Here is a 17,647-nt window from a genome sequence, read left to right on the forward strand (position 1 = left end):
GAACACCTCCGCCACAACCTCCTCCGTCGGAGTCGACGGCGCACGGAAAGCACGAGCGGCGAACACCGGCTCCGGCAAAGCCGCCCGATCCAGCTTGCCCACCGGCGTCAACGGAATCTCGTCCAGCACGATGATCGTCGTGGGAACCATGTACGCGGGCAATGTCTCGGAGATGAAGTCGACGAGTGTGGCGGTGTCGAATTCCGTTGCCAGTTCTGCCGCCTTGGGCAGTACATAGGACACCAGCATGGTCGTACCGTTGGGTTGCCGCTTGCCCAACGTCACCGCGAACTCGATATCGGGATGGCGGCTCAGCGCATCATCGATCTCGCCGAGTTCGACGCGGAAGCCACGCACCTTCACCTGGAAGTCAGAACGTCCCAGGACTTCGATGCCGCCGGAGCCCAGACGGCGCGCCAGGTCGCCGGTCCGGTACATCCGTGAGCCCGGGTTGCCGCCCTCGCCGCCGAATGGGTTGGCCACAAAGCGTGCCGCGGTGAGACTTCGCCGATTCAGATAACCCGCTGCCAGCGCGGGACCGGACAGGTACAGTTCGCCGACCACTCCGGCAGGGGCCGGGCGCAGGCGGGAATCCAGCACGTACAGACCGAATCCGGGTATGGCGCTGCCGATGGTTATCGTCTCACCCGGCACGAGAGGTGCACTGCTGGTCGCGATGACCGTGGCCTCGGTGGGCCCGTATCCGTTGATCATGGCGCGGCCGCCGCCGGTCCAGCGGTGCACCAGGTGCGGCCCGAACCGGTCACCGATGACCATGACGACTCGCAGGTCCGTGAGACCCGCGGGGTCGACGGACTCCAGTGCCCCGGGTGTGATGAGCATGTGGGTGACGTGTTCGCGCCGTAGCAGATCGGCGAGTTCGAATCCACCGAACACCGTCGGCGGCGCGATCACGAGAGTCGATCCTGTGGCGAAGGCGAGCAGCAGTTCCAGCACCGACACGTCGAAGTTCGGCGAGCAGATATGCATCACCCGGGAGCCGTCTGTGACACCGTAGCGCTCCCGCTCGGACGCCACCATCGCTCCCAGTCCCGAATGGGTGACCACGACCCCCTTGGGGCGTCCGGTCGATCCGGAGGTGAAGATGACGTAGGCGGGATGCTGCTCGGTGAGCATCCGCACCCGATCGGTGTACGAGACCGGGTGCGCGGGCCGCTCCGCGATCCGCTCTCGGTGTCGCGGGTCGTCGAGTTCGATCCAGGGGATGGACGTGCCCAGCGCTTCTCGGTACGCCGAGGTGGTGAGGCCCATCGCGGCCCCTGAATCGGACACCATGTAGGCGATTCGCTCGGGCGGGTAGGTGGGATCGATCGGCACATAGGCAGCGCCTGTCTTCGCGATCGCCCATACCGACAGCACGGACTCGACCGAGCGCCGGATGCCGATGGCCACGACGTCGCCGGGTCCCAGCCCCCGGTCGATCAACTCCCGCGCCAACCGTGACGACGATTCATCGAGCTGCCGGTAGGTCAGCTCCACGGCTTCGGCGGAATCAGCTGTCGCGGCGAACCGGATCGCGACCGTGTCGGCGGCGGATTCGACTGCGGCGGTGAGCAGTTGGCCGAAGAGTGGACCGCCGGAACGGCGACGGCGACTTCCACGCGCAGAACGGCGGTCCATCTTCATTTCGGGTGCTTACTCCTTCAGGTGCTGGACTCGCGGACGAACGTTTCGAGCCGACCCACAGCGTCGCTACAGGCTGGCAATGGTGTCGCAGACAGACCGGTGATATCTCGTTCAGTCAGGTTTCTGTTCCCCGTCGGGGACATAGCGGGAGAGCCGCCTACGGCGCGGCATACTGCGGTGCCGCGCCAAATATGTTGTGTCTCAAATCTTTTCCGCCGGTGTGCTTCGCGGCAGTGCCGCCACACACGTGTCGCTGCGTCCGCCTGCTTCTTCGGTTCGCCCGACCTTGTGGGCAGCAGCGCAACGTGTCATCTCACTCGCGGAAGTCGAAGCGCCGCAGGGCTGTACATCAGCTCGCTGCCTTGACATCCGGGGCGGCGATCGGGCCCGGCCTCAGTGATGCAGCGGGCCGCACCCATACCGGTCATCGGTCCGCAGGGTCAGAAAAATGTGCAGGCAGGGCCACCGGCCGAACTGTCGACGTACCCCGCGCGCAAGATGCGCAGTAGCAGGCACAGCGATCGAGTGGCCGATCCGGTTTCGGCGACGGTCGACGGCTCTTCGAGCGGCGCGGCGGACGCGGCCGACGGGGGTGCGAGGAGTGTGGCCGTCAGGAGGAGGCCTGCGGTGATCGCCTTCATGGACACGAGTATTCGGCGAACTTCGCTGGGTCGCACGACCCCAGTCATCGGGGCGCGCCGCGCTGTCGCGCGGGTAATCAGTGGGATGCCGTGGATCCCAACGGATGCAACGACCAGGGCAAGGTCTCGATCGGCACCGCGGCGGCAGGCCGGTCCATTCGGCTCGTCTTGGATCCGGTCGTGAATTCCGGATCAGTGCCCATGATCACGCGGCCCTCGCCGTTGACCAGCACCACCCGCTGACCGGATGCCCGGAACCGCGGGAGCAGGATCTCCTCGAGCGAGGCGACAGGGACATCCGCACCGGCGACTCCGAGGAAGGTTCCCGAAGGAATCGTGACCGGTACAGCGAATGTGCAAACGTATTGATCGGTGCACGCGTAATCCAGGGCGGGGCCGTGCACCCATCGCCGATCCTGGTCACGCGGAATCGCGAACCATTCCATTCCGGTGTAGTCGTAGAAATATTCGCTGTGCGGGTTCAATTCCAGCAGCAGGCGTTGTGGTCGGCTCTCTGCGTCCAGCAACCACCATTCGAGGTGACGGGGACGATCGGCGAGAATGCCATCAGCGAGCACTACGCCCGCGCTTTCGAGGAGTTTCCCATGCCGCTCGAGTTCACCGACAATGGTGTCGCGAAGCGCAACGAGGTCGGTCGACCGTGGAGTGGACCGCGGCTGATCGGCGAGATCTTCCCACAGCGTTGCCAGCGCCGTCCCGATGATCCCCAGTGATCGGAAAACCTCGTCGGCCAGCTTTCCGACGGTATGAGCGAGCGACTCGACGGTCACCGGGGTGGGGGAATTATCGGTGTCCCTCATCGATCACTGAGCTCCAAGCGTAGGGCGACGAGGCGGCGGATGCGTGATTCGGTTTGTGATTCTGCCAGCTCTCTCGCTCGGGCATCGTCTTCTCGTTCGATCGCGTCCACCAAATTCCGATGAGCGGTCGCCTCGGCCTCCGGGTCCAATTTCAGCCGCGGCAACCAGAGCAACGCGGAGAGTTCGGCTTGCAATGCGACCTCGGCGCGGGTCAACCGGGTGGACTGCGCGCACACCGCCATTTCGATATGAAACCGGCTGTCGGCGCGGCGTGCGGAGATGGGTTCGCTGCTGTCCTTCAGCCGGTCGGCCAGGGAGCGGAGCCGGGCGATATCGGCCCGCAACCCGCGGCGGGCGGCGAACACGGCGGCCGCTCCGGTGACGGCGAAATGTTCATCCCCCAGATCGCGCAACTCTTGAATGCTCATCTGCTGCAATCGCGCCAGCGAGGCGCTCTCGAGAACCTCCGCCGAACCGCGGATGAAGCTGCCACCACCGCGGCCGCGCTTGGTGTGCACGATCCCGCGCTGCCGGAGTACGGCAAGTGCCTCGCGCAGGGTCATCGTCGATATACCCAACTGGTTGGCGAGATCGGTCTCACTCGGCAGTTGCTGGCCGTCTGTCATCAGACCGAGGCTGATCGCGGCGCACAGCCGCTCCACCACGGCATCGGTCTTCGGACCGCCACCTTCGAGAGGTGACAGCACGGCGCCCAAAGCGGTCAATCCGGCGCTCTCCCGGTTCGACAACGCGACTCCTCGGTGGGGGATGTCACCTGATCCTAACAATGAACCCTTGAACTATGAACTCTAATGTCTTAGGTTAAATGCCGTGGAACTGCCTCCCCGAGCACCTTGACGCGCCGACGTCACGATCGAAGCAGGATTCCCTGATGTCCGATAATCAGATCTTTCACCGCGAGCGCCCAGGGTGGGCCGCCCGTGACCGGGCCGGATCGTCCGCCGAAATGGTGGCGCACGGCCGAGTGTGGCCGACCGGTAGTGGCCCGCGCGCCCGTCGGGTGAGCGCACGGCGCAGGAGTGGCCGAGATGGATGATGTGCACCGAACCGAAGTCGACGGATTGCGTGTGACCTGGCGCTTCGTTCAGCACCACTTGATCGCCATCGTCGCCGTGGACCATGCGTCCGACGCTTCGCCGGTAGTGTCGTTCAGCCCCGGCGGTTATCCCGACCTCGCGCAAGCGCGAGAGCTCCTTCCGGAGCTGACCAGGCTGTGGGACGCGGTGCGTCACGAGTTCTGGGCGAAACTCTTCCCGCCGATGCCGCTGGCAAGCGGGCGGCAGGCATGGGCCTGACTCCGGAGGAGTCCGCCTCCCACGGCTGATCCTCGCGCGGCCCCTTGACTAGAGCTTCACTACAGTGAAAAATTCACTGTAGTGAACCTCTAGTGATAGGTGGTTGGATTGTGGCGGCTCGGCAGGCGAAGCGCGGTAGAAAATGGATTCAAGCGGAGATCGAACGGCTCGATCCCGCGGTGGACAGCGAGCGAATCGTGCGGTTGACGAGCTGTCAGCTGGTGCCGAGGAGCCTGCTCGTGGTGCACCTGTTCTATACAGTCGGTTTCGTGCGCTTCGCCGGGCCGCCCGCGTCGGCGGTCTCGGTGGACCGCAACGGCACCGGGATGCTCTACGAGCAAGGTATCCGACGCGCCGATGAGACCATGTTTCACCTGTTCTCCTGGATCGACGACGGCGTTTCCAGCCCTGTGACCGGCCAGAGCCTGGACTATGTCCGGAATTGGCATTCCACCGTCGCCCGGAACTGGCCCATGCCGTTGCACACTTTTCAGCACAGCGCCGCGGTGTTCACGCTCATCTACGATCGGCTGTTGCGGCAGGTCGCGGGTGCGCCAGGGCTCAGCGAGAAGGAGCGCCGCGCCCAGCTCGTCCACTGGCGCGAGGTCTCGGCACGGCTCGGCGTCGCCGATATTCCGCAGACCTGGCACGACATGCAAGAGTTTCTCCACTCCTACGAGCACGGCCCGGATTTCGCCTGCTCCGAGGCCGGGCAGCGGTTGGCGAATGCGCTCATCGATCAGTTCGCCACGCGGTGGTTTCCACGGCCGCTGCGCTGGTTCGGACGCTGGCTGGCGCTGGCGCTGTCGGAAGAACACGTGATCGAAAGCCTCGGAATCCCACAACCGCCCGCAGCCTTCAGCTACGCGGCGCGTCATATCACCCGGGTCGCGGTCTTCGCGATTCGACATGTCTTGCCGGACCCGCGTGAGATGTTCCGGCTCAGCGAAATCGTCGCCCACCACAGGAAATCCGCGCTGCGGGGGCCGACCGTGGTAGCGAGCTGACGGTGCTTTCTCAGCAGATGGTGGTGGTTGTGAGAAACGTGTTGGTACTGGGTGGGTACGGCGCTGTCGGTGTCCATCTGATGGCCGAATTGCGCGCGAGGGGAGTGCACGCGATCGCGGCCGGACGCGACCCTGCCCGCGCGGACCGGACGGTGGACTCGACCGAACCTGATCTGCGCTCCTATCGCGCCGCTCTGGCGAGTATCGATGTGGTGGTCAATGCGTCCGGTGCCGAGAATCCTCGGCTCGCCGAAATCGCAGGCACACATGGAATCCCATTCGTAGACGTCACAGCCTCGACGGAATATGTCGCCGCGCTGGAACGGCTCGCGCCTGCGGCCGCGGTGGTCGTCGATGTGGGGCTCGCGCCCGGGTTGACGAACCTGCTCGCTGCCGCCGTGCATCGCGCTTCGCCCGGACCGATCGATCTGGTGGTGCTGCTGGGGGCGGGGGAGCGGCATGGGGCGGCCGCGACGGAATGGACATATCGGTTGCTGGGCAATTATTTTCACGATGGCGAGCGAATGGTCCGCAACTACACGGATCCGAAAACGTTCGACCTTCCCGGACAACGCCGTCGACGACTGTATCGGGTCGATTTCTCGGATCAGCACTCGTTGGGTCGCGACCTGGGGGTGCGGGTCAGGACGTACTTCGGTGTCGACTCGACGGTCGCCACCGCGGCGTTGGCCGTCCTGACCTGGCTGCCCGGAGCTTCCCGCGTGTCACGGCGGCTCCATCTGCCTGGCGCCGAAGATTGGCTCGTCCTCGCCCGCGGCCGCCACGGTGTGACGAGGTGGGCGCAAGGGCGAAAGCAATCCCGCGCTACCGCCGTCATCGCGGCGGCCGCTGTCGAGGTGGTGACCCAGCTATCGCCGGGAGTTCATCACCTCCACCGGGTCCTCGACCTCGAGGACGTGCCGACCGCGCGTGGAATCGCCATGGGCGCCACCGGCGACCGCACGCTTCGCACGATCGGATCGGTCGAGCCTGTGCAAGGCCAGCGCGCCGACCGCGCCGACCGCGCCGAGACCGACCCAGACCGCCCACTCGACTCCCGCGGCGTGGGCGGCGCCGACCACCGCGCCGGTGGCGAGGTTGCCGCCCAGGATGCCGACGCCGACGACAGTGTTGTAGAAACCGTAATGCGTGGCGATCAGCTTGCCCTCGGCCAGCGATACGACGGTGTCCATCTCGAAGGGGAACACCGCCGCCGTCCCGACCGCCAGTAGCGCCGCCGTCACCAGGAGCGCGGCCACGGCCGCGACCACGCCGAACCGCTGGGGTCCGGGCACGATCGCCAGCGGCAGGAACGACACCGCCAGCACGCTCATGCCGACGACGAGGCTGCGGCCGGAGCTCCAGCGGGAGCGCAACCACGCGGTGATACGCAACTGTCCGGCCACCGCGACCACACCCGAGATCACGAACACCGCTGAGGTCAGGGCCTGTGATCGCGCGCCTGCCATGTAGCCTGCTTGCAACGGCAGCGCGAGATAGACTTGGAACGACAGCACATACGAGCCGATCATCGCCACCGCGAAGGCCACGAACCGGCGATTGGAGACGACGGTGCGCCAATCCTCGAGCACCGAGGTCTTTTCCGCCGGGAGCGCGGCGCGCCGGGTGGGCAGCGCGAACAACTGCGCGACCGTCAGCACCGCGAACACGGCCGCCGCCGCACCCGCCGTTACGCGGAAATCCAACGTCATCAGCAGGAGTCCGGCCAGTGGCCCGGCCAGAATGCCCGCCTGATAGAAGATGTTGAACACCGCGAACGCTTCCACCCGTCGTTCGCCGGTGTCGGCCGCGAGATACGCGCGGACGGCGGGATTGAACAGCGCTCCGGCGAAACCCGTTGCCGCCGAGGCGATCAGCAAACCCGGCAGCGACGTGGCGAACGCCAGCAGCGCGAAACCGCCGGTGCGCAACAGGCATCCGGCCACGATCAGCGGCTTGTAACCGAGCCGGTCGGCGAGCGTACCGCCGACGAGGAACATGCCCTGCTGGGAGAAGTTCCGCATACCCAGCACCAGCCCGACTGCCCACGCGGCCAAGCCCAGTGGGCCGGCCAGGTAGCCGGCCAGATACGGCATCAACATGTAGAAGCCGAAATTGATGCCGAACTGATTGACCATCAGCAGCCGAGCGGCGAGATCGAAGCTGCGGAACTGCGTGAATCCCGTCATCGCGACTGCTTCCGTCCGAAGGCGGCAGCTCTCGGGTCCAGGACACGGGTGCAGCGTGTCCAGGACCGCACGACCCGCTCGGCCGGGTGTCTGATGGTCTCCGGTTCGATCGGCGGATCGGCGTCCAACAAGCCCAGATCCTCGCAGTAGGAGTCGTTGTAGATCGTGTCGAAATAGCGGTGCGGCCCGTCGGGGAAGACGGCCGCGATCCGCGCCTCGGGGTCGTGGCCGCGGGCGGCCCATCCCGCCACCAGAGCGACCGAACCCACGCTCCATCCGCCGCTGGCATGGTGGGTCGCGGCGAGCGTGCGGCACGCCCACACGGCTTCGGAGGGCGCGACCCAATGGACCTCGTCGAAGGCGGCGTAGTCGACGTTGCGTGGGTAGATGCTCGAGCCGAGGCCGCGCATCAGCCGCGTACCAGCCGGTTGCCCGAAGATGGTGGATGCGATCGTATCGACGCCGATCAGCTTCAGATCGGGATTGAACCGGCGCAGGACCCGCGCCACCCCGGCCGAATGGCCGCCGGTGCCGACCGCGCATACCAGCACGTCGACTCCGCCGAGTTGTTCGATCAACTCGATGGCCAGCGATTCGTAGCCGTCGACATTGTCCGGGTTGCTGTACTGATCCGGGCACCACGCGCCGGGCTCGCGGTCGAGCAACTCCGCGACACGGACGCGGCGCGCCTCTTGCCAGCCGCCGGTCGGGTGCGGCTGGTCGACCACGTCGACTCGCGCCCCGTAGGCCGTGAGCATCCGAGCGACAAGAGGCTCCAGACCGGAATCGGTGACCACGGTCACCGGATGGTGGTAGATCATCCCGGCCAGGGCCAACCCCATACCGAGGGTGCCGCTGGTGGACTCCACTATCCGCGCGCCGGGCGCCAGATCGCCGCGTTCCTTGGCCCGCCGCACCATATGCAGGGCGGGACGATCCTTCATCCCGCCCGGATTGAATCCCTCGAGCTTGGCCCAGAACCCTCGGCCGGCGGGTGCCAGCGGTGCGCCGACCCACAACACGGGAGTGTTGCCGACGAGCGCTCGGGGATGCCGCGCCGCGTCCGGGGCGGGCACCAGCGCTGCGGGCACCCCGGCGCGCTCATCGAGCACATACTTGTCCATGACCTTCGCTTTCCGTATCGAAACCGCCCCGTAGGGCGCAGACGTGCATCGGGAACAGACACCGGCCGACGCGGGGACGACACCCGCCGACCTGGCGCTGACCGATCAGCGTCGGGCGATACAGAAGCGCGTCAGCAGTACTCTGCCGCTGACGACGGGAACGGCCGCGACGGGCGGACCGCGTACTCCGGCGGAACCCGCCCGGCCCGCAATCGCGAGGACTACGGCCGCGGCCAGCATCAATAGGAGCAACTGCGGCGGGGCGATACTGCCGCCCCCGGCCGGGAGCGCGGGTGTGATGGCGCAGTGGACTGCGTGCGGTACACCGTGACGGTGCGTCGCGTCGGTGCTGACGTCCGAGTGGTAGTCCAGCGCCGAAACCACGGCCGCCGGGGTCGGAGTCACGGCCGCATGGACGTGCCGCGCGACCGTGGAGGAGTGGTCATCGGCATCCAGCAGCGTGCAGTGCAGCAACGGCGCCATGAGCAGCGCCGCGGCAAGCATCGCCAGCGTCAAGCCGCTGGGCCGCAACCATCCGATAAGTTTCACTGTGGAATCCACCCTAGCGACGAGATTTCGATGCGAAAGCTTGCGGGCGCCGGAAAGCATCCCGTTCGAGTGGGACGGTGAGGCGGGCGGGTGGCACTCGGCCGACCAGACATCTGCGGCAATGCGATCCTTCCGGGCAGCTGAATCGCTAGGTACGATACCACCCTAGGGTATTAGGCCGGAGTCACCGCGCCCCTGTCGCCTCGATCCGGACCAAGACCAGAGGACTTCACTGGCACGCCCGGCCGGAAGATCGTCAGCACGTTGACGCTGACAGTCACCCCCTCGGCCCGGAATCTCGGCCCACCCCGGGCTGGGCTACTCACCGCCTCCGGCAGCCCCGGAGGCGGCGAGTCGGTATCACTCGACGGCGGTTGCCTCGAGTTCGACCATCTGGCCGGGGATCGCCAGACGTGTGATCCCCAGCATCGTGGTAGTCGGTGCCACTTCGGAAGCCGCCAACCGCGACGCCAGCACGCCGTAGTGCTGGAAGAGCAGATCGACGTCGGTGGTGTAGACGTTGAGCCGGACGAGGTTCGCCAGGGACATGCCGGCCTTTCCGAGCACGGCCTCCACGTTGTCCAGGCTCAGCGTCAACTGCGCTGCCATGTCACCGGCATGCTGGGGTTTGCCGTCACCGCTCATCGCGGTCTGCCCGGAGCAGTACAGGGTCCGGGTGTGCCCGCAGACGAGCTCACCTTGGTTGAATCCCATCTGCACCGACCATGTCACCGGGTTGACTGCCGTTCGTTCCGCTACCACATCAGCTCCATTCGATTCGTTGAAGTACGTACGTCCATCGGCCCGATAGCCGCTGTCTGTGACGCCGTGGTGGTAAGCCTCGCAACGAATCACGACATCCTGTGTCGTGTATTCCGCTAAAGTTTTTCGCATGCGCGCCGACCGTCTGGTCTCGCTGGTGCTGCTGCTGCGCCGGCACGGTCGGTTGTCCGCGACCACGCTGGCCCGCGAACTGGAGGTTTCCACCCGCACGGTGCTGCGCGACATCGAGGCGCTGTCCGCGGCAGGCGTGCCGGTCTACGCCGAGCGCGGCAGGCACGGCGGTTTCGCATTGTTACCCGGTTTCCAGACCGAGCTCACCGGACTGAATCACGACGAGGCGCTGGCCCTGCTGGTCGCCGGGTCACGGCGCGGCGCGCAGGCATTCGGCCTGGGCTCGGCGCTCGCTTCGGCCATGCGCAAGCTGGTCGACGCGCTACCGGAAAGCTATCGCGCCACCGCGACCGGCGCGGCCCAGCGATTGCTGATCGATCCGGAGACCGACCTCTTCTCGCGCCGGTTGGTCGCTGAGGAGGTGTCCGACGCCGTAGTGGCCGAGATCCGGCGCGCGGTCCTCGCCGGGCACAAGCTGCGCGTCCACTACGCGGCTGTGGATCAGACTCCGGAGTGGCGCACGGTGGACCCGATCGGTCTGGTCACCGTGCGCGACCAGGGCTATTTGCTGGCAACAAGATCGGGGGCGGACCGCACCTATCGGCTGTCGCGGGTGTTGGCCGCCGAGGAACTGCCCGATCCCGCACAGCGACCGGACCGGGTGGATCTGGACCGGGCCTGGCGGGAACGCAGCACGCGTTTCCGGACCGGCGGCGACCAAGTCACCGTGCTGGTCCGGGTGCACCCGGCGCGACGGGAAGAGCTGGTGAGCACCGCGCTGGCCGTCCGCGCCGAAGACGCCGACGCGGACGGCTGGTTGCGGCTGGAGGTGACCTTCCAAGATCCCAGACACGCCGAGTGGGCGCTGTGGCAACTCGCCACGGACGCGGAAGCCCTTGCCCCGCAGTGGTTACGCGCCTGCCTGCGCGACCGCGCCGTCGCGATCGCCACCCGCTACGGAGTGTCGGTCTGACAGTTGCCGCCTGCTGCGGCCCGCTGCCCAAGCCGACAAGGGCTGGCCGGGCTCGCCGCAGTCCGGCCTCTCCCCGCGGCACCTACCCACCGTGGGCAGAGGTGCCCAGCTGTTCCGCAGACGCTCACCGGTTTGGAAGCTCCTCCAGGAGGCATTACCCCTGCGAACAAGCTCGACAAGGAGGTTCAGATGTCGGCTGCAGTATGGGCAATCATCGTCGTCATCGCCATTGTCGTCGTCGCGGCCCTTGTCGCGTTCGTGGTGTGGCCTGCGCTGCGCAGACAGCGATTACGCCGCAAGTTCGGCCCCGAGTACGACCGGACGGTCCGGGCACACGAGGACCGCAAGGCCGCCGAGCGCGAACTCGCCGAACGCGAACGCAGGCACGCACAACTGCGGTTACGCGAACTATCCGACGACGAGAAGCGGGTCTACACCACCCGCTGGGTAGAGGTGCAGGAGCGATTCATCGACGACCCCGCCGGGGCGCTGACGGAAGCCGACCGCCTCGTCACCACGATCATGGCCGAGCGCGGCTATCCCACGGAGAACTACGAGCAGCAGATCGCCGATCTTTCCGTAGAGCACGCCGCGCCGCTGGGCCACTATCGCGCCGCGCGCGAAATCGCGACGCGACCCACGGGCACCGCGGTGTCCACCGAAGACCGGCGCACGGCCATCGTGCACTACCGGGAACTGTTCGAAGACCTGCTCGGCGTGGCCGGCAAGGAGAGCAAGGGCGTGAAATCATGAGCACCGAGTCCGAGCGGCGATTCCCCGGCGACGGCACGCGAAACGAGTCGGCGACCACGACGGGCACCGGCGCCGACTACGACAGGTACGGCGCGGGAACTCCCGAGACGGGCCGTCGCCCCGAGACCGACGCCGAGCGGGTCGGTGAACCAGGAGCGGTATCGCACGGCGGCGAGCGGAGTGCGGACCCCGACGTGGTCGGTTCCGGAGGCGAGCGGCGTGCAGGCGATGAGGTCGAGGCAGACCGCCCCTCTCACGCAGCCGATCGATCGGACGCAGTGCACGCGAATGCTCGGGCAGGGGAGTCCGCAACCGACACCCAGCGCGGGGAACCCATCGACGGCACGGGGGTAGGCAACGCCGTGCCATCCGAGTCCCGGGACTCGGTGCCGGGAGCCGGCGTCGGGCCGAGCGCCGCTCCCGTGGCAGGCGATCAGCCCGCTCCGCTGTTCGCCGAAGCCGATTTCGATCGCCTGCGCACCCAGTGGCGGGAGGTCCAAGTCACCTTCGTCGACGATCCCGGGGCTGCCGTCGCACGCGCCGACGACTTGGTCAACGACGCCATCGAGCAGATGATCGCCACCTACCAGCAGCGCAAGCGCGAACTGGACGAGCGGCGCGGCGACACGGCGGACACCGAGAACCTCCGGCAGGTGCTGCGCGGCTACCGGGCGTTCTTCGATCAGTTGCTCTCGACCGGCGCCTAGCCGGAGCGAACCCATGAGTGTCTTCGGATTGGTCACCGGCACGGTCGACCAAGCGACGGATTGGGTCGCCCAGCAGGTGAAGGCGCGGATCCCGTCCGCCGATCCCGCCGACCGCGACCCGGAATTCATCGGCGACACCATGGGTTTGGGCTGGCTGTTCGCGCGCCTCTACTTCCGGGCGGAGGTGCGCGGCCTGGAGCGGATACCCGAGGAAGGGCCGATGTTGCTGGTGGCGAACCACTCCGGCGGCAACGTGTCGCCGGAGGTCATGGTGACCACCCTGGCGTTCGTCCGCCGTTTCGGCCCGCAGCGGCCCTTCTTCCAGCTTGCCCACGACATGGTGATGGCCTACCCGGTGATCGGCTCGTTGCTGCGCCGCTTCGGTACGGTGAACGCCGACGCGGCCAACGCCGCGCGAGCACTGCGCGACGGCGCGGCGGTGCTGGTCTATCCCGGCGGCGACTGGGAGGTGCACCGCCCGACCTGGGAGGAGGACCGGATCGACTTCGCCGGTCGTACCGGTTTTCTCCGCCTGGCCTGGGACGAGCGGGTCCCGATCGTGCCGGTGGTGAATATCGGTGCGCAGCAGAGTCAGCTGGTACTCACCCGTGGGGACCGGATCGCACGCCTGCTTCGGCTGGACCGGATGCTGCGGCTGAAGGTCTTCCCGATCTCGCTCGCACTCCCATGGGGGCTCGACGTAGGAGATCTCGCCGGTCATCTGCCGTTGCCCAGCAAGATCACCGTCGAGTTCCTGGACCCGATCGACCTGCGGGCGGCCTTGGGTCCGGAACTCGATCTGGAGCAGGCCTACCAGTTCGTCACCGGAACCATGCAACGGGCGCTGACCAAGCTCGATGACGAGCGGACCCTGCCGATCGTCGGCTGACCGCCGTTTGCGCCCGAAGCCGGCCCCTTTTATGGTACCGTTCGTAACATATATTCGTTCGTGTGATGGAGGTCTCCCATGCGCGAAATCGCGCATGAAAGGTTCGGATCGCTGGCCGCCCCGGGCACCGAGGGCGGCGGAGCGGCGCTGGACCAAGTAGCGGCCATGACCGGCGCCGCGGGGCTCGTCGCCGTCGTTCTGCTTTGGATCGGGTATCTGCACCGCACCCGGCGCATCACTTGGCTCCAGCGGATCGCCGACCGTCTCGGCCGATTGTTCAACCGCCCCGGCTGGGTCGCTCTTCCGCTCGCGCTGTTCCTCGCGACGATCCTGACCGCGCTGTTGGGATTCATCTGGGACGTCAGCCTGCACGTGGGCAACGGCCGGGATGACGGGCCGCTGGCGAACCCGGCCCACTACTTCATCCTCGCGGGATTGTTCTTCCTGTTCACCGCCGGGATGTCGGCGATCGTGCTTCCGTTGGACGAAAAGCCCGGGCCCGCGGCAGTGCGGATCACCCGCACGTGGTACGCGCCCGTCGGCGGCATCCTCATCGCAGGCGCCGGCCTGTACGCCTTGATCGGATTCCCCCTCGACGACCTTTGGCATCGGCTGTTCGGCCAGGATGTCACCCTGTGGGGGCCGACGCATCTGATGCTCATCGGTGGCGCGGGCTTATCGCTGGTAGGCGTGCTGCTGCTGGAGTTCGAGGGCAGGCACAGCCGGCCCGAGGCCGACCGTCCGGACGGGCGGCGGATGTGGCTGCTGCGGGCCTTCGCCTTCGGCGGCCTGCTCATCGGGCTCTCGGTGTTCCAGGTGGAGTTCGACTTCGGCGTGCAGCAGTTCCGGCTCGTCCTGCAGCCGATGCTCATCGTCGCGGCTGCCTCCATTTCCCTCGTCGCTGCCCGTGCGAGCCTCGGGCCGTTGAGCACCCTGGTCGTTGTGGGCTTCGCCGCATCGGTCCGTGCCGTGGTGGCCGTGTTGGTCGGCGGGCCGGTCATCGACGCGCCGCGCAACGTATTCCCGCTCTATCTCGGCTGCGCGGTCGTGGTCGAACTGCTCGCGCTGCTGCCGCTGACCCGGCGGCCGATCTGGTGGGGTGCGCTGTGCGGGCTCGGCATCGCGACGGTGGGACTATGGCTGGAATCCCTCTGGATCGGTGCGATGTTCGTCAATCCGTGGCCGACCGCCATGTGGCCGGAACTCCTGGCGATGGCTGTCCCCACGAGCATCGCGGGCGGTGTCGTCGGCGCGCTGCTGGCGATGACGCTACGGGGTGAACCGCTGCCGCTTCCGCCGGTGCGCCGCGGGTTGATGGTCGCCGCGGTCGCGATCGTGGCGGCCGCGACTGCCAACGGTCTGCTCATGGACGTACCGGAGCGGGCGGAGGCCACAGTCACACTGCGCGACGCCGAATCCGCCACGGACGCAAGGATGGTGCTCGCGGACGTTCGCCTCACGCCCACCGATCTCGTCGGCTCCGACCCCGAGTGGATGCAGGTCCTGGCCTGGCAAGGCGGGATCGGGGGAGACAGTCCCGGTCGCGGACTGGTCGTCGACCAGCTGCGGCGAGTGGGCCCCGGCCACTACGTCTCGACCGAACCCGTTCCGGCGCACGGGTCGTGGAAGACCGTCCTGCGGTTGCAGGACGGGCGCGTCCTGACCGCGGCGCCGATCTTCATGCCCGCGGACCCCGGCATCGGCGTCGAAGAGGTTCCCGCGCTCGCCTCGTTCACCCGGCCGTTCATCTCCGAGATCACCGTGCTGCAACGGGAGCGGTCGTTCGACCACCCCTCCTGGTTGTTCGCCGCGGCGTCGCTCGTCGTACTGCTGTGCAGCCTCGTCCTCGTCGGGGCGTTGTCCTGGGGTGCGGCGCGGATCAACGACCGGTACCCGCACGTCGGCCGGACGGTGACGCCGGAGCCCGTGGGGTCGCGATGAACCCGGAATACGACGGCGTGGACGTGCTGGCCGATCATTCGATTCTGCTGGCGATCCCGGCCTTCCTGCCCGCGTTGCTCGTGGTCGCCGTCGTCGTGTTCGTCGCCCTGCGAGACCGTCGGGCGCACCAGCACGAACGGACGGCGGGGTCGACGGCCGAACACGGCGCGGACAAGGAGGAATGATGGCATCCGTGCGGCGCTGGTCCGCGCTCGTGATTCTCGGGGGTCTGCTCGTGACCGGCTGCGCTTCATCCGATCCCGCGCCCTCCGCGTCGACGACCGCGGTGGCTGGGGACACGGACAGCCTCGTCGTCGCAGTACGGATCGCCGCAGGCTCGGTGAGTCCGGCCGACGTCCGCCTGGAGACCCGGGTAGGACGACCGATCGAGATCGTGGTCGACAGCGACACCGACGACGAAATGCACGTTCACGCCACACCAGAGCGCACCTTCCCGATCACCCCGGGCGCAGGCCAGCGGTTCCGCTTCACCGTAGAGGTGCCGGGACGGGTGGAGATCGAGCTGCACCACGCCCGGCGCACGGTGGCGACACTGCTCGTGCGCGGATGACAGTTCTGGCCCACGGCATCGGCGGTGCCACCGACCTGCCGATCCCGCTGTCGTACGCGCTCGTCGGCGCCGCTTGGGCTTTGACCTTCTCGTTCGCGGTCCTCGCGGTCGCCTGGCGCCGACCGCGGCTGGAACCACGATCACCGGGATTCGAGCTCCCCTCGGTAGTCGGAGCGATCGTGGACGCCGAGCCGATTCGGATCGGCATTTCGGTGGTGAGCGCGGCCGTCACCCTCGCCGTCGTCGCGATCGGCGTGTTCGGACCTTCCGACCCGGGACGCAATCCCGTCCCCGGTGTCGTCTACATCTTCCTGTGGGTCGGTGTCATGGTCGCCTCGCTGATCGCCGGACCCGTTTGGAAGATCCTGTCCCCGGCGCGTGCCGTGCACCGCGTCGTCTGCCTGGTGTCGCGCCGTCCGCCCACTCGCGGTCTGCTCCGTTATCCCAGCTCTTGGGGACAGTGGCCCGCCGTGCTCGGCCTGTTCTCCTTCGTGTGGCTCGAACTGGCCTACCCCGAACCGGGCTCGGTGGCCGCGGTGACCACCTGGCTCGTCGCATACCTCGTCGTCAGCACGATCGGACTGATCGTGTGGGGCACGACATGGGCCGAGCGGGCCGACCCGCTCGAGGTGTACAGCAGCCTGTTGGGCAGGCTGAGTCCGCTCGGACGTCGCGAAACCGGTGAGCTCGTGCTGCGCTCACCGTTGGACAACCTGGCGGGCACTCCGGCACGGATCGGCGGGGTGGCCGTCGCCGCCACCCTGCTCGGCTCGACGGCATTCGACAGCTTCACCACCTTCCCGTCCTGGCGCAGCGTGCTCGCCGAGGCGGGCAGCAACGGATCCGAAGTCCTGCCGACCGTACTGAACACATTGGGGCTGCTCGGCTTCATCGCTGTCGTCGGGGTAGCGTTCCGAATCGCCGCCCGAGCGACCGGAGGTCTGCCCGAAGACGAGCGGAGACGACTTCCCGCTCGTCTGGCACACAGCCTGACCCCGATCGTCGCCGGCTATCTGGTGGCCCACTACCTCACGTTCCTGGTGGAGAAGGGGCAGGCGACGATGCTCTTGTTCGCGGATCCGTTCGGACGAGGGTGGAATCTCGCCGGGCTCGCCGACCGCGACGTCGCCTACCTCCTGTCCACCCACCCCGCGGCGCTGGGGACGATCAAGGTCTCGGCCGTGGTGGTCGGCCACATCCTCGGTGTCGCCGCGGCCCACGACCGCTGCCTGCGACTGCTTCCGCCCGCGCACCGGCTCACCGGTCAACTGGCTCTGATGCTCACTATGGTCGGTTTCACCTTCACCGGTCTCTACCTGTTGTTAGAACACCCATTCGGCAGCGATTTCGCCACGTATGTGGGTTCATAGCGCGTTGGGCTACCTCATGGTTCGGGGTCGCCGAGGCTTTGCCGTCGGCTGGGGGACAGGGGATGTGGTTCGGTGTCAGGCAGCAGCGGGTGCGGCTCGCCGGTCAACGTGACCAGTGCCTCGACTACATCGCCGATGGTGGGCAACACGCTCGTCGGCATCGTCCCTGCCGGGGTCGCCGTTCTGTTCGATGCGAGAAGCGCTTATCAATTTCGCTTCACAAACAGCGCGCTGTCTCGAGACCGGTGAACGGGA

Annotated in this window: 18 protein-coding genes; 10 read left to right on the forward strand and 8 right to left on the reverse strand. The window is 67.3% G+C overall.

Going from position 1 to position 17,647, the window contains the following annotated elements; genetic code table 11:
* The 4 genes from M8859_RS20840 to M8859_RS20855 form a co-directional block, all read right to left on the reverse strand.
* Nucleotides 1-1,647 (reverse strand): amino acid adenylation domain-containing protein (locus tag M8859_RS20840; protein ID WP_159930877.1); only part of this gene is annotated, 1,647 nt, incomplete at its 3' end.
* 440 nt (nucleotides 1,648-2,087) lie between these two features.
* The gene (locus M8859_RS20845; protein WP_159930878.1) at nucleotides 2,088-2,288 is read right to left on the reverse strand and encodes a hypothetical protein; all 201 of its coding nucleotides are present in this window, start codon (nucleotides 2,286-2,288) and stop codon (nucleotides 2,088-2,090) included.
* Nucleotides 2,289-2,365: 77 nt separating this feature from the next.
* On the reverse strand, nucleotides 2,366-3,109 hold the full coding sequence (locus M8859_RS20850; protein WP_159930879.1) for a cache domain-containing protein: 744 nt from the start codon (nucleotides 3,107-3,109) through the stop codon (nucleotides 2,366-2,368).
* Nucleotides 3,106-3,858, reverse strand: a complete 753-nt coding sequence (locus M8859_RS20855; protein WP_201295435.1) for a FadR/GntR family transcriptional regulator — start codon at nucleotides 3,856-3,858, stop codon at nucleotides 3,106-3,108. Before M8859_RS20855 ends, M8859_RS20850 begins: the two co-directional genes overlap by 4 nt.
* Nucleotides 3,859-4,158: 300 nt before the next feature.
* On the opposite strand from M8859_RS20855, the gene M8859_RS20860 reads away from it, so the two are divergent.
* On the forward strand, nucleotides 4,159-4,425 hold the full coding sequence (locus M8859_RS20860; protein ID WP_159930880.1) for a hypothetical protein: 267 nt from the start codon (nucleotides 4,159-4,161) through the stop codon (nucleotides 4,423-4,425).
* 110 nt (nucleotides 4,426-4,535) lie between these two features.
* The gene (locus tag M8859_RS20865) at nucleotides 4,536-5,432 is read left to right on the forward strand and encodes an oxygenase MpaB family protein (protein WP_159930881.1); all 897 of its coding nucleotides are present in this window, start codon (nucleotides 4,536-4,538) and stop codon (nucleotides 5,430-5,432) included.
* 869 nt (nucleotides 5,433-6,301) lie between these two features.
* Here M8859_RS20865 and M8859_RS20870 read toward each other — a convergent pair.
* From M8859_RS20870 to M8859_RS20885, 4 genes are all read right to left on the reverse strand, one after another.
* Nucleotides 6,302-7,621, reverse strand: coding sequence for an MFS transporter (locus tag M8859_RS20870; protein ID WP_249644735.1), 1,320 nt, complete (start codon nucleotides 7,619-7,621; stop codon nucleotides 6,302-6,304).
* Nucleotides 7,618-8,745: a PLP-dependent cysteine synthase family protein gene (locus M8859_RS20875; protein WP_159930883.1), complete on the reverse strand. Its 1,128-nt coding sequence runs from the start codon at nucleotides 8,743-8,745 to the stop codon at nucleotides 7,618-7,620. Before M8859_RS20875 ends, M8859_RS20870 begins: the two co-directional genes overlap by 4 nt.
* 105 nt (nucleotides 8,746-8,850) lie before the next feature.
* Complete coding sequence (gene lpqS / locus M8859_RS20880; RefSeq protein WP_249644736.1) at nucleotides 8,851-9,294, reverse strand: putative copper homeostasis (lipo)protein LpqS; 444 nt, start codon at nucleotides 9,292-9,294, stop codon at nucleotides 8,851-8,853.
* 360 nt (nucleotides 9,295-9,654) lie between these two features.
* Complete coding sequence (locus M8859_RS20885) at nucleotides 9,655-10,008, reverse strand: RidA family protein (protein ID WP_159930893.1); 354 nt, start codon at nucleotides 10,006-10,008, stop codon at nucleotides 9,655-9,657.
* Between the two features lie 178 nt (nucleotides 10,009-10,186).
* Here M8859_RS20885 and M8859_RS20890 point away from each other — a divergent pair, with 178 nt between their 5' ends.
* From M8859_RS20890 to M8859_RS20925, 8 genes are all read left to right on the forward strand, one after another.
* Nucleotides 10,187-11,161, forward strand: a complete 975-nt coding sequence (locus tag M8859_RS20890; protein ID WP_195072395.1) for a helix-turn-helix transcriptional regulator — start codon at nucleotides 10,187-10,189, stop codon at nucleotides 11,159-11,161.
* A gap of 189 nt (nucleotides 11,162-11,350) precedes the next feature.
* Nucleotides 11,351-11,914: a hypothetical protein gene (locus tag M8859_RS20895; protein WP_195072394.1), complete on the forward strand. Its 564-nt coding sequence runs from the start codon at nucleotides 11,351-11,353 to the stop codon at nucleotides 11,912-11,914.
* On the forward strand, nucleotides 11,911-12,621 hold the full coding sequence (locus M8859_RS20900; RefSeq protein WP_249644737.1) for a hypothetical protein: 711 nt from the start codon (nucleotides 11,911-11,913) through the stop codon (nucleotides 12,619-12,621). The genes M8859_RS20895 and M8859_RS20900 overlap by 4 nt, the downstream gene beginning before the upstream one ends.
* A gap of 13 nt (nucleotides 12,622-12,634) precedes the next feature.
* Nucleotides 12,635-13,510 (forward strand): 1-acyl-sn-glycerol-3-phosphate acyltransferase, encoded by an 876-nt coding sequence (locus M8859_RS20905; protein WP_249644738.1) that lies wholly within the window; start codon nucleotides 12,635-12,637, stop codon nucleotides 13,508-13,510.
* Nucleotides 13,511-13,588: 78 nt separating this feature from the next.
* Entirely contained in the window at nucleotides 13,589-15,451 is a 1,863-nt protein-coding gene (locus tag M8859_RS20910) for a hypothetical protein (RefSeq protein ID WP_249644739.1), read from the forward strand.
* Nucleotides 15,448-15,636: a hypothetical protein gene (locus tag M8859_RS20915; protein WP_159930889.1), complete on the forward strand. Its 189-nt coding sequence runs from the start codon at nucleotides 15,448-15,450 to the stop codon at nucleotides 15,634-15,636. Before M8859_RS20910 ends, M8859_RS20915 begins: the two co-directional genes overlap by 4 nt.
* Entirely contained in the window at nucleotides 15,636-16,022 is a 387-nt protein-coding gene (locus M8859_RS20920; RefSeq protein ID WP_159930895.1) for a hypothetical protein, read from the forward strand. The genes M8859_RS20915 and M8859_RS20920 overlap by 1 nt, the downstream gene beginning before the upstream one ends.
* Nucleotides 16,019-17,392 (forward strand): hypothetical protein, encoded by a 1,374-nt coding sequence (locus tag M8859_RS20925; protein ID WP_195072392.1) that lies wholly within the window; start codon nucleotides 16,019-16,021, stop codon nucleotides 17,390-17,392. Before M8859_RS20920 ends, M8859_RS20925 begins: the two co-directional genes overlap by 4 nt.
* The last annotated feature ends 255 nt before the right edge of the window (nucleotides 17,393-17,647 follow it).

It is taken from the genome of Nocardia sputi (assembly GCF_023501985.1).

Excerpts from the sequence above, each read along its gene's own strand:
- M8859_RS20845 (WP_159930878.1), bottom strand. The coding sequence starts at position 2,288 with ATGAAGGCGATCACCGCAGGCCTCCTCCTGACGGCCACACTCCTCGCA.
- M8859_RS20850 (WP_159930879.1), bottom strand. The coding sequence starts at position 3,109 with ATGAGGGACACCGATAATTCCCCCACCCCGGTGACCGTCGAGTCGCTC.
- M8859_RS20860 (WP_159930880.1), top strand. The coding sequence starts at position 4,159 with ATGGATGATGTGCACCGAACCGAAGTCGACGGATTGCGTGTGACCTGG.
- M8859_RS20870 (WP_249644735.1), bottom strand. The coding sequence starts at position 7,621 with ATGACGGGATTCACGCAGTTCCGCAGCTTCGATCTCGCCGCTCGGCTG.
- M8859_RS20875 (WP_159930883.1), bottom strand. The coding sequence starts at position 8,745 with ATGGACAAGTATGTGCTCGATGAGCGCGCCGGGGTGCCCGCAGCGCTG.
- M8859_RS20885 (WP_159930893.1), bottom strand. The coding sequence starts at position 10,008 with ATGGGATTCAACCAAGGTGAGCTCGTCTGCGGGCACACCCGGACCCTG.
- M8859_RS20890 (WP_195072395.1), top strand. The coding sequence starts at position 10,187 with ATGCGCGCCGACCGTCTGGTCTCGCTGGTGCTGCTGCTGCGCCGGCAC.
- M8859_RS20895 (WP_195072394.1), top strand. The coding sequence starts at position 11,351 with ATGTCGGCTGCAGTATGGGCAATCATCGTCGTCATCGCCATTGTCGTC.
- M8859_RS20900 (WP_249644737.1), top strand. The coding sequence starts at position 11,911 with ATGAGCACCGAGTCCGAGCGGCGATTCCCCGGCGACGGCACGCGAAAC.
- M8859_RS20905 (WP_249644738.1), top strand. The coding sequence starts at position 12,635 with ATGAGTGTCTTCGGATTGGTCACCGGCACGGTCGACCAAGCGACGGAT.
- M8859_RS20910 (WP_249644739.1), top strand. The coding sequence starts at position 13,589 with ATGCGCGAAATCGCGCATGAAAGGTTCGGATCGCTGGCCGCCCCGGGC.
- M8859_RS20915 (WP_159930889.1), top strand. The coding sequence starts at position 15,448 with ATGAACCCGGAATACGACGGCGTGGACGTGCTGGCCGATCATTCGATT.
- M8859_RS20920 (WP_159930895.1), top strand. The coding sequence starts at position 15,636 with ATGGCATCCGTGCGGCGCTGGTCCGCGCTCGTGATTCTCGGGGGTCTG.
- M8859_RS20925 (WP_195072392.1), top strand. The coding sequence starts at position 16,019 with ATGACAGTTCTGGCCCACGGCATCGGCGGTGCCACCGACCTGCCGATC.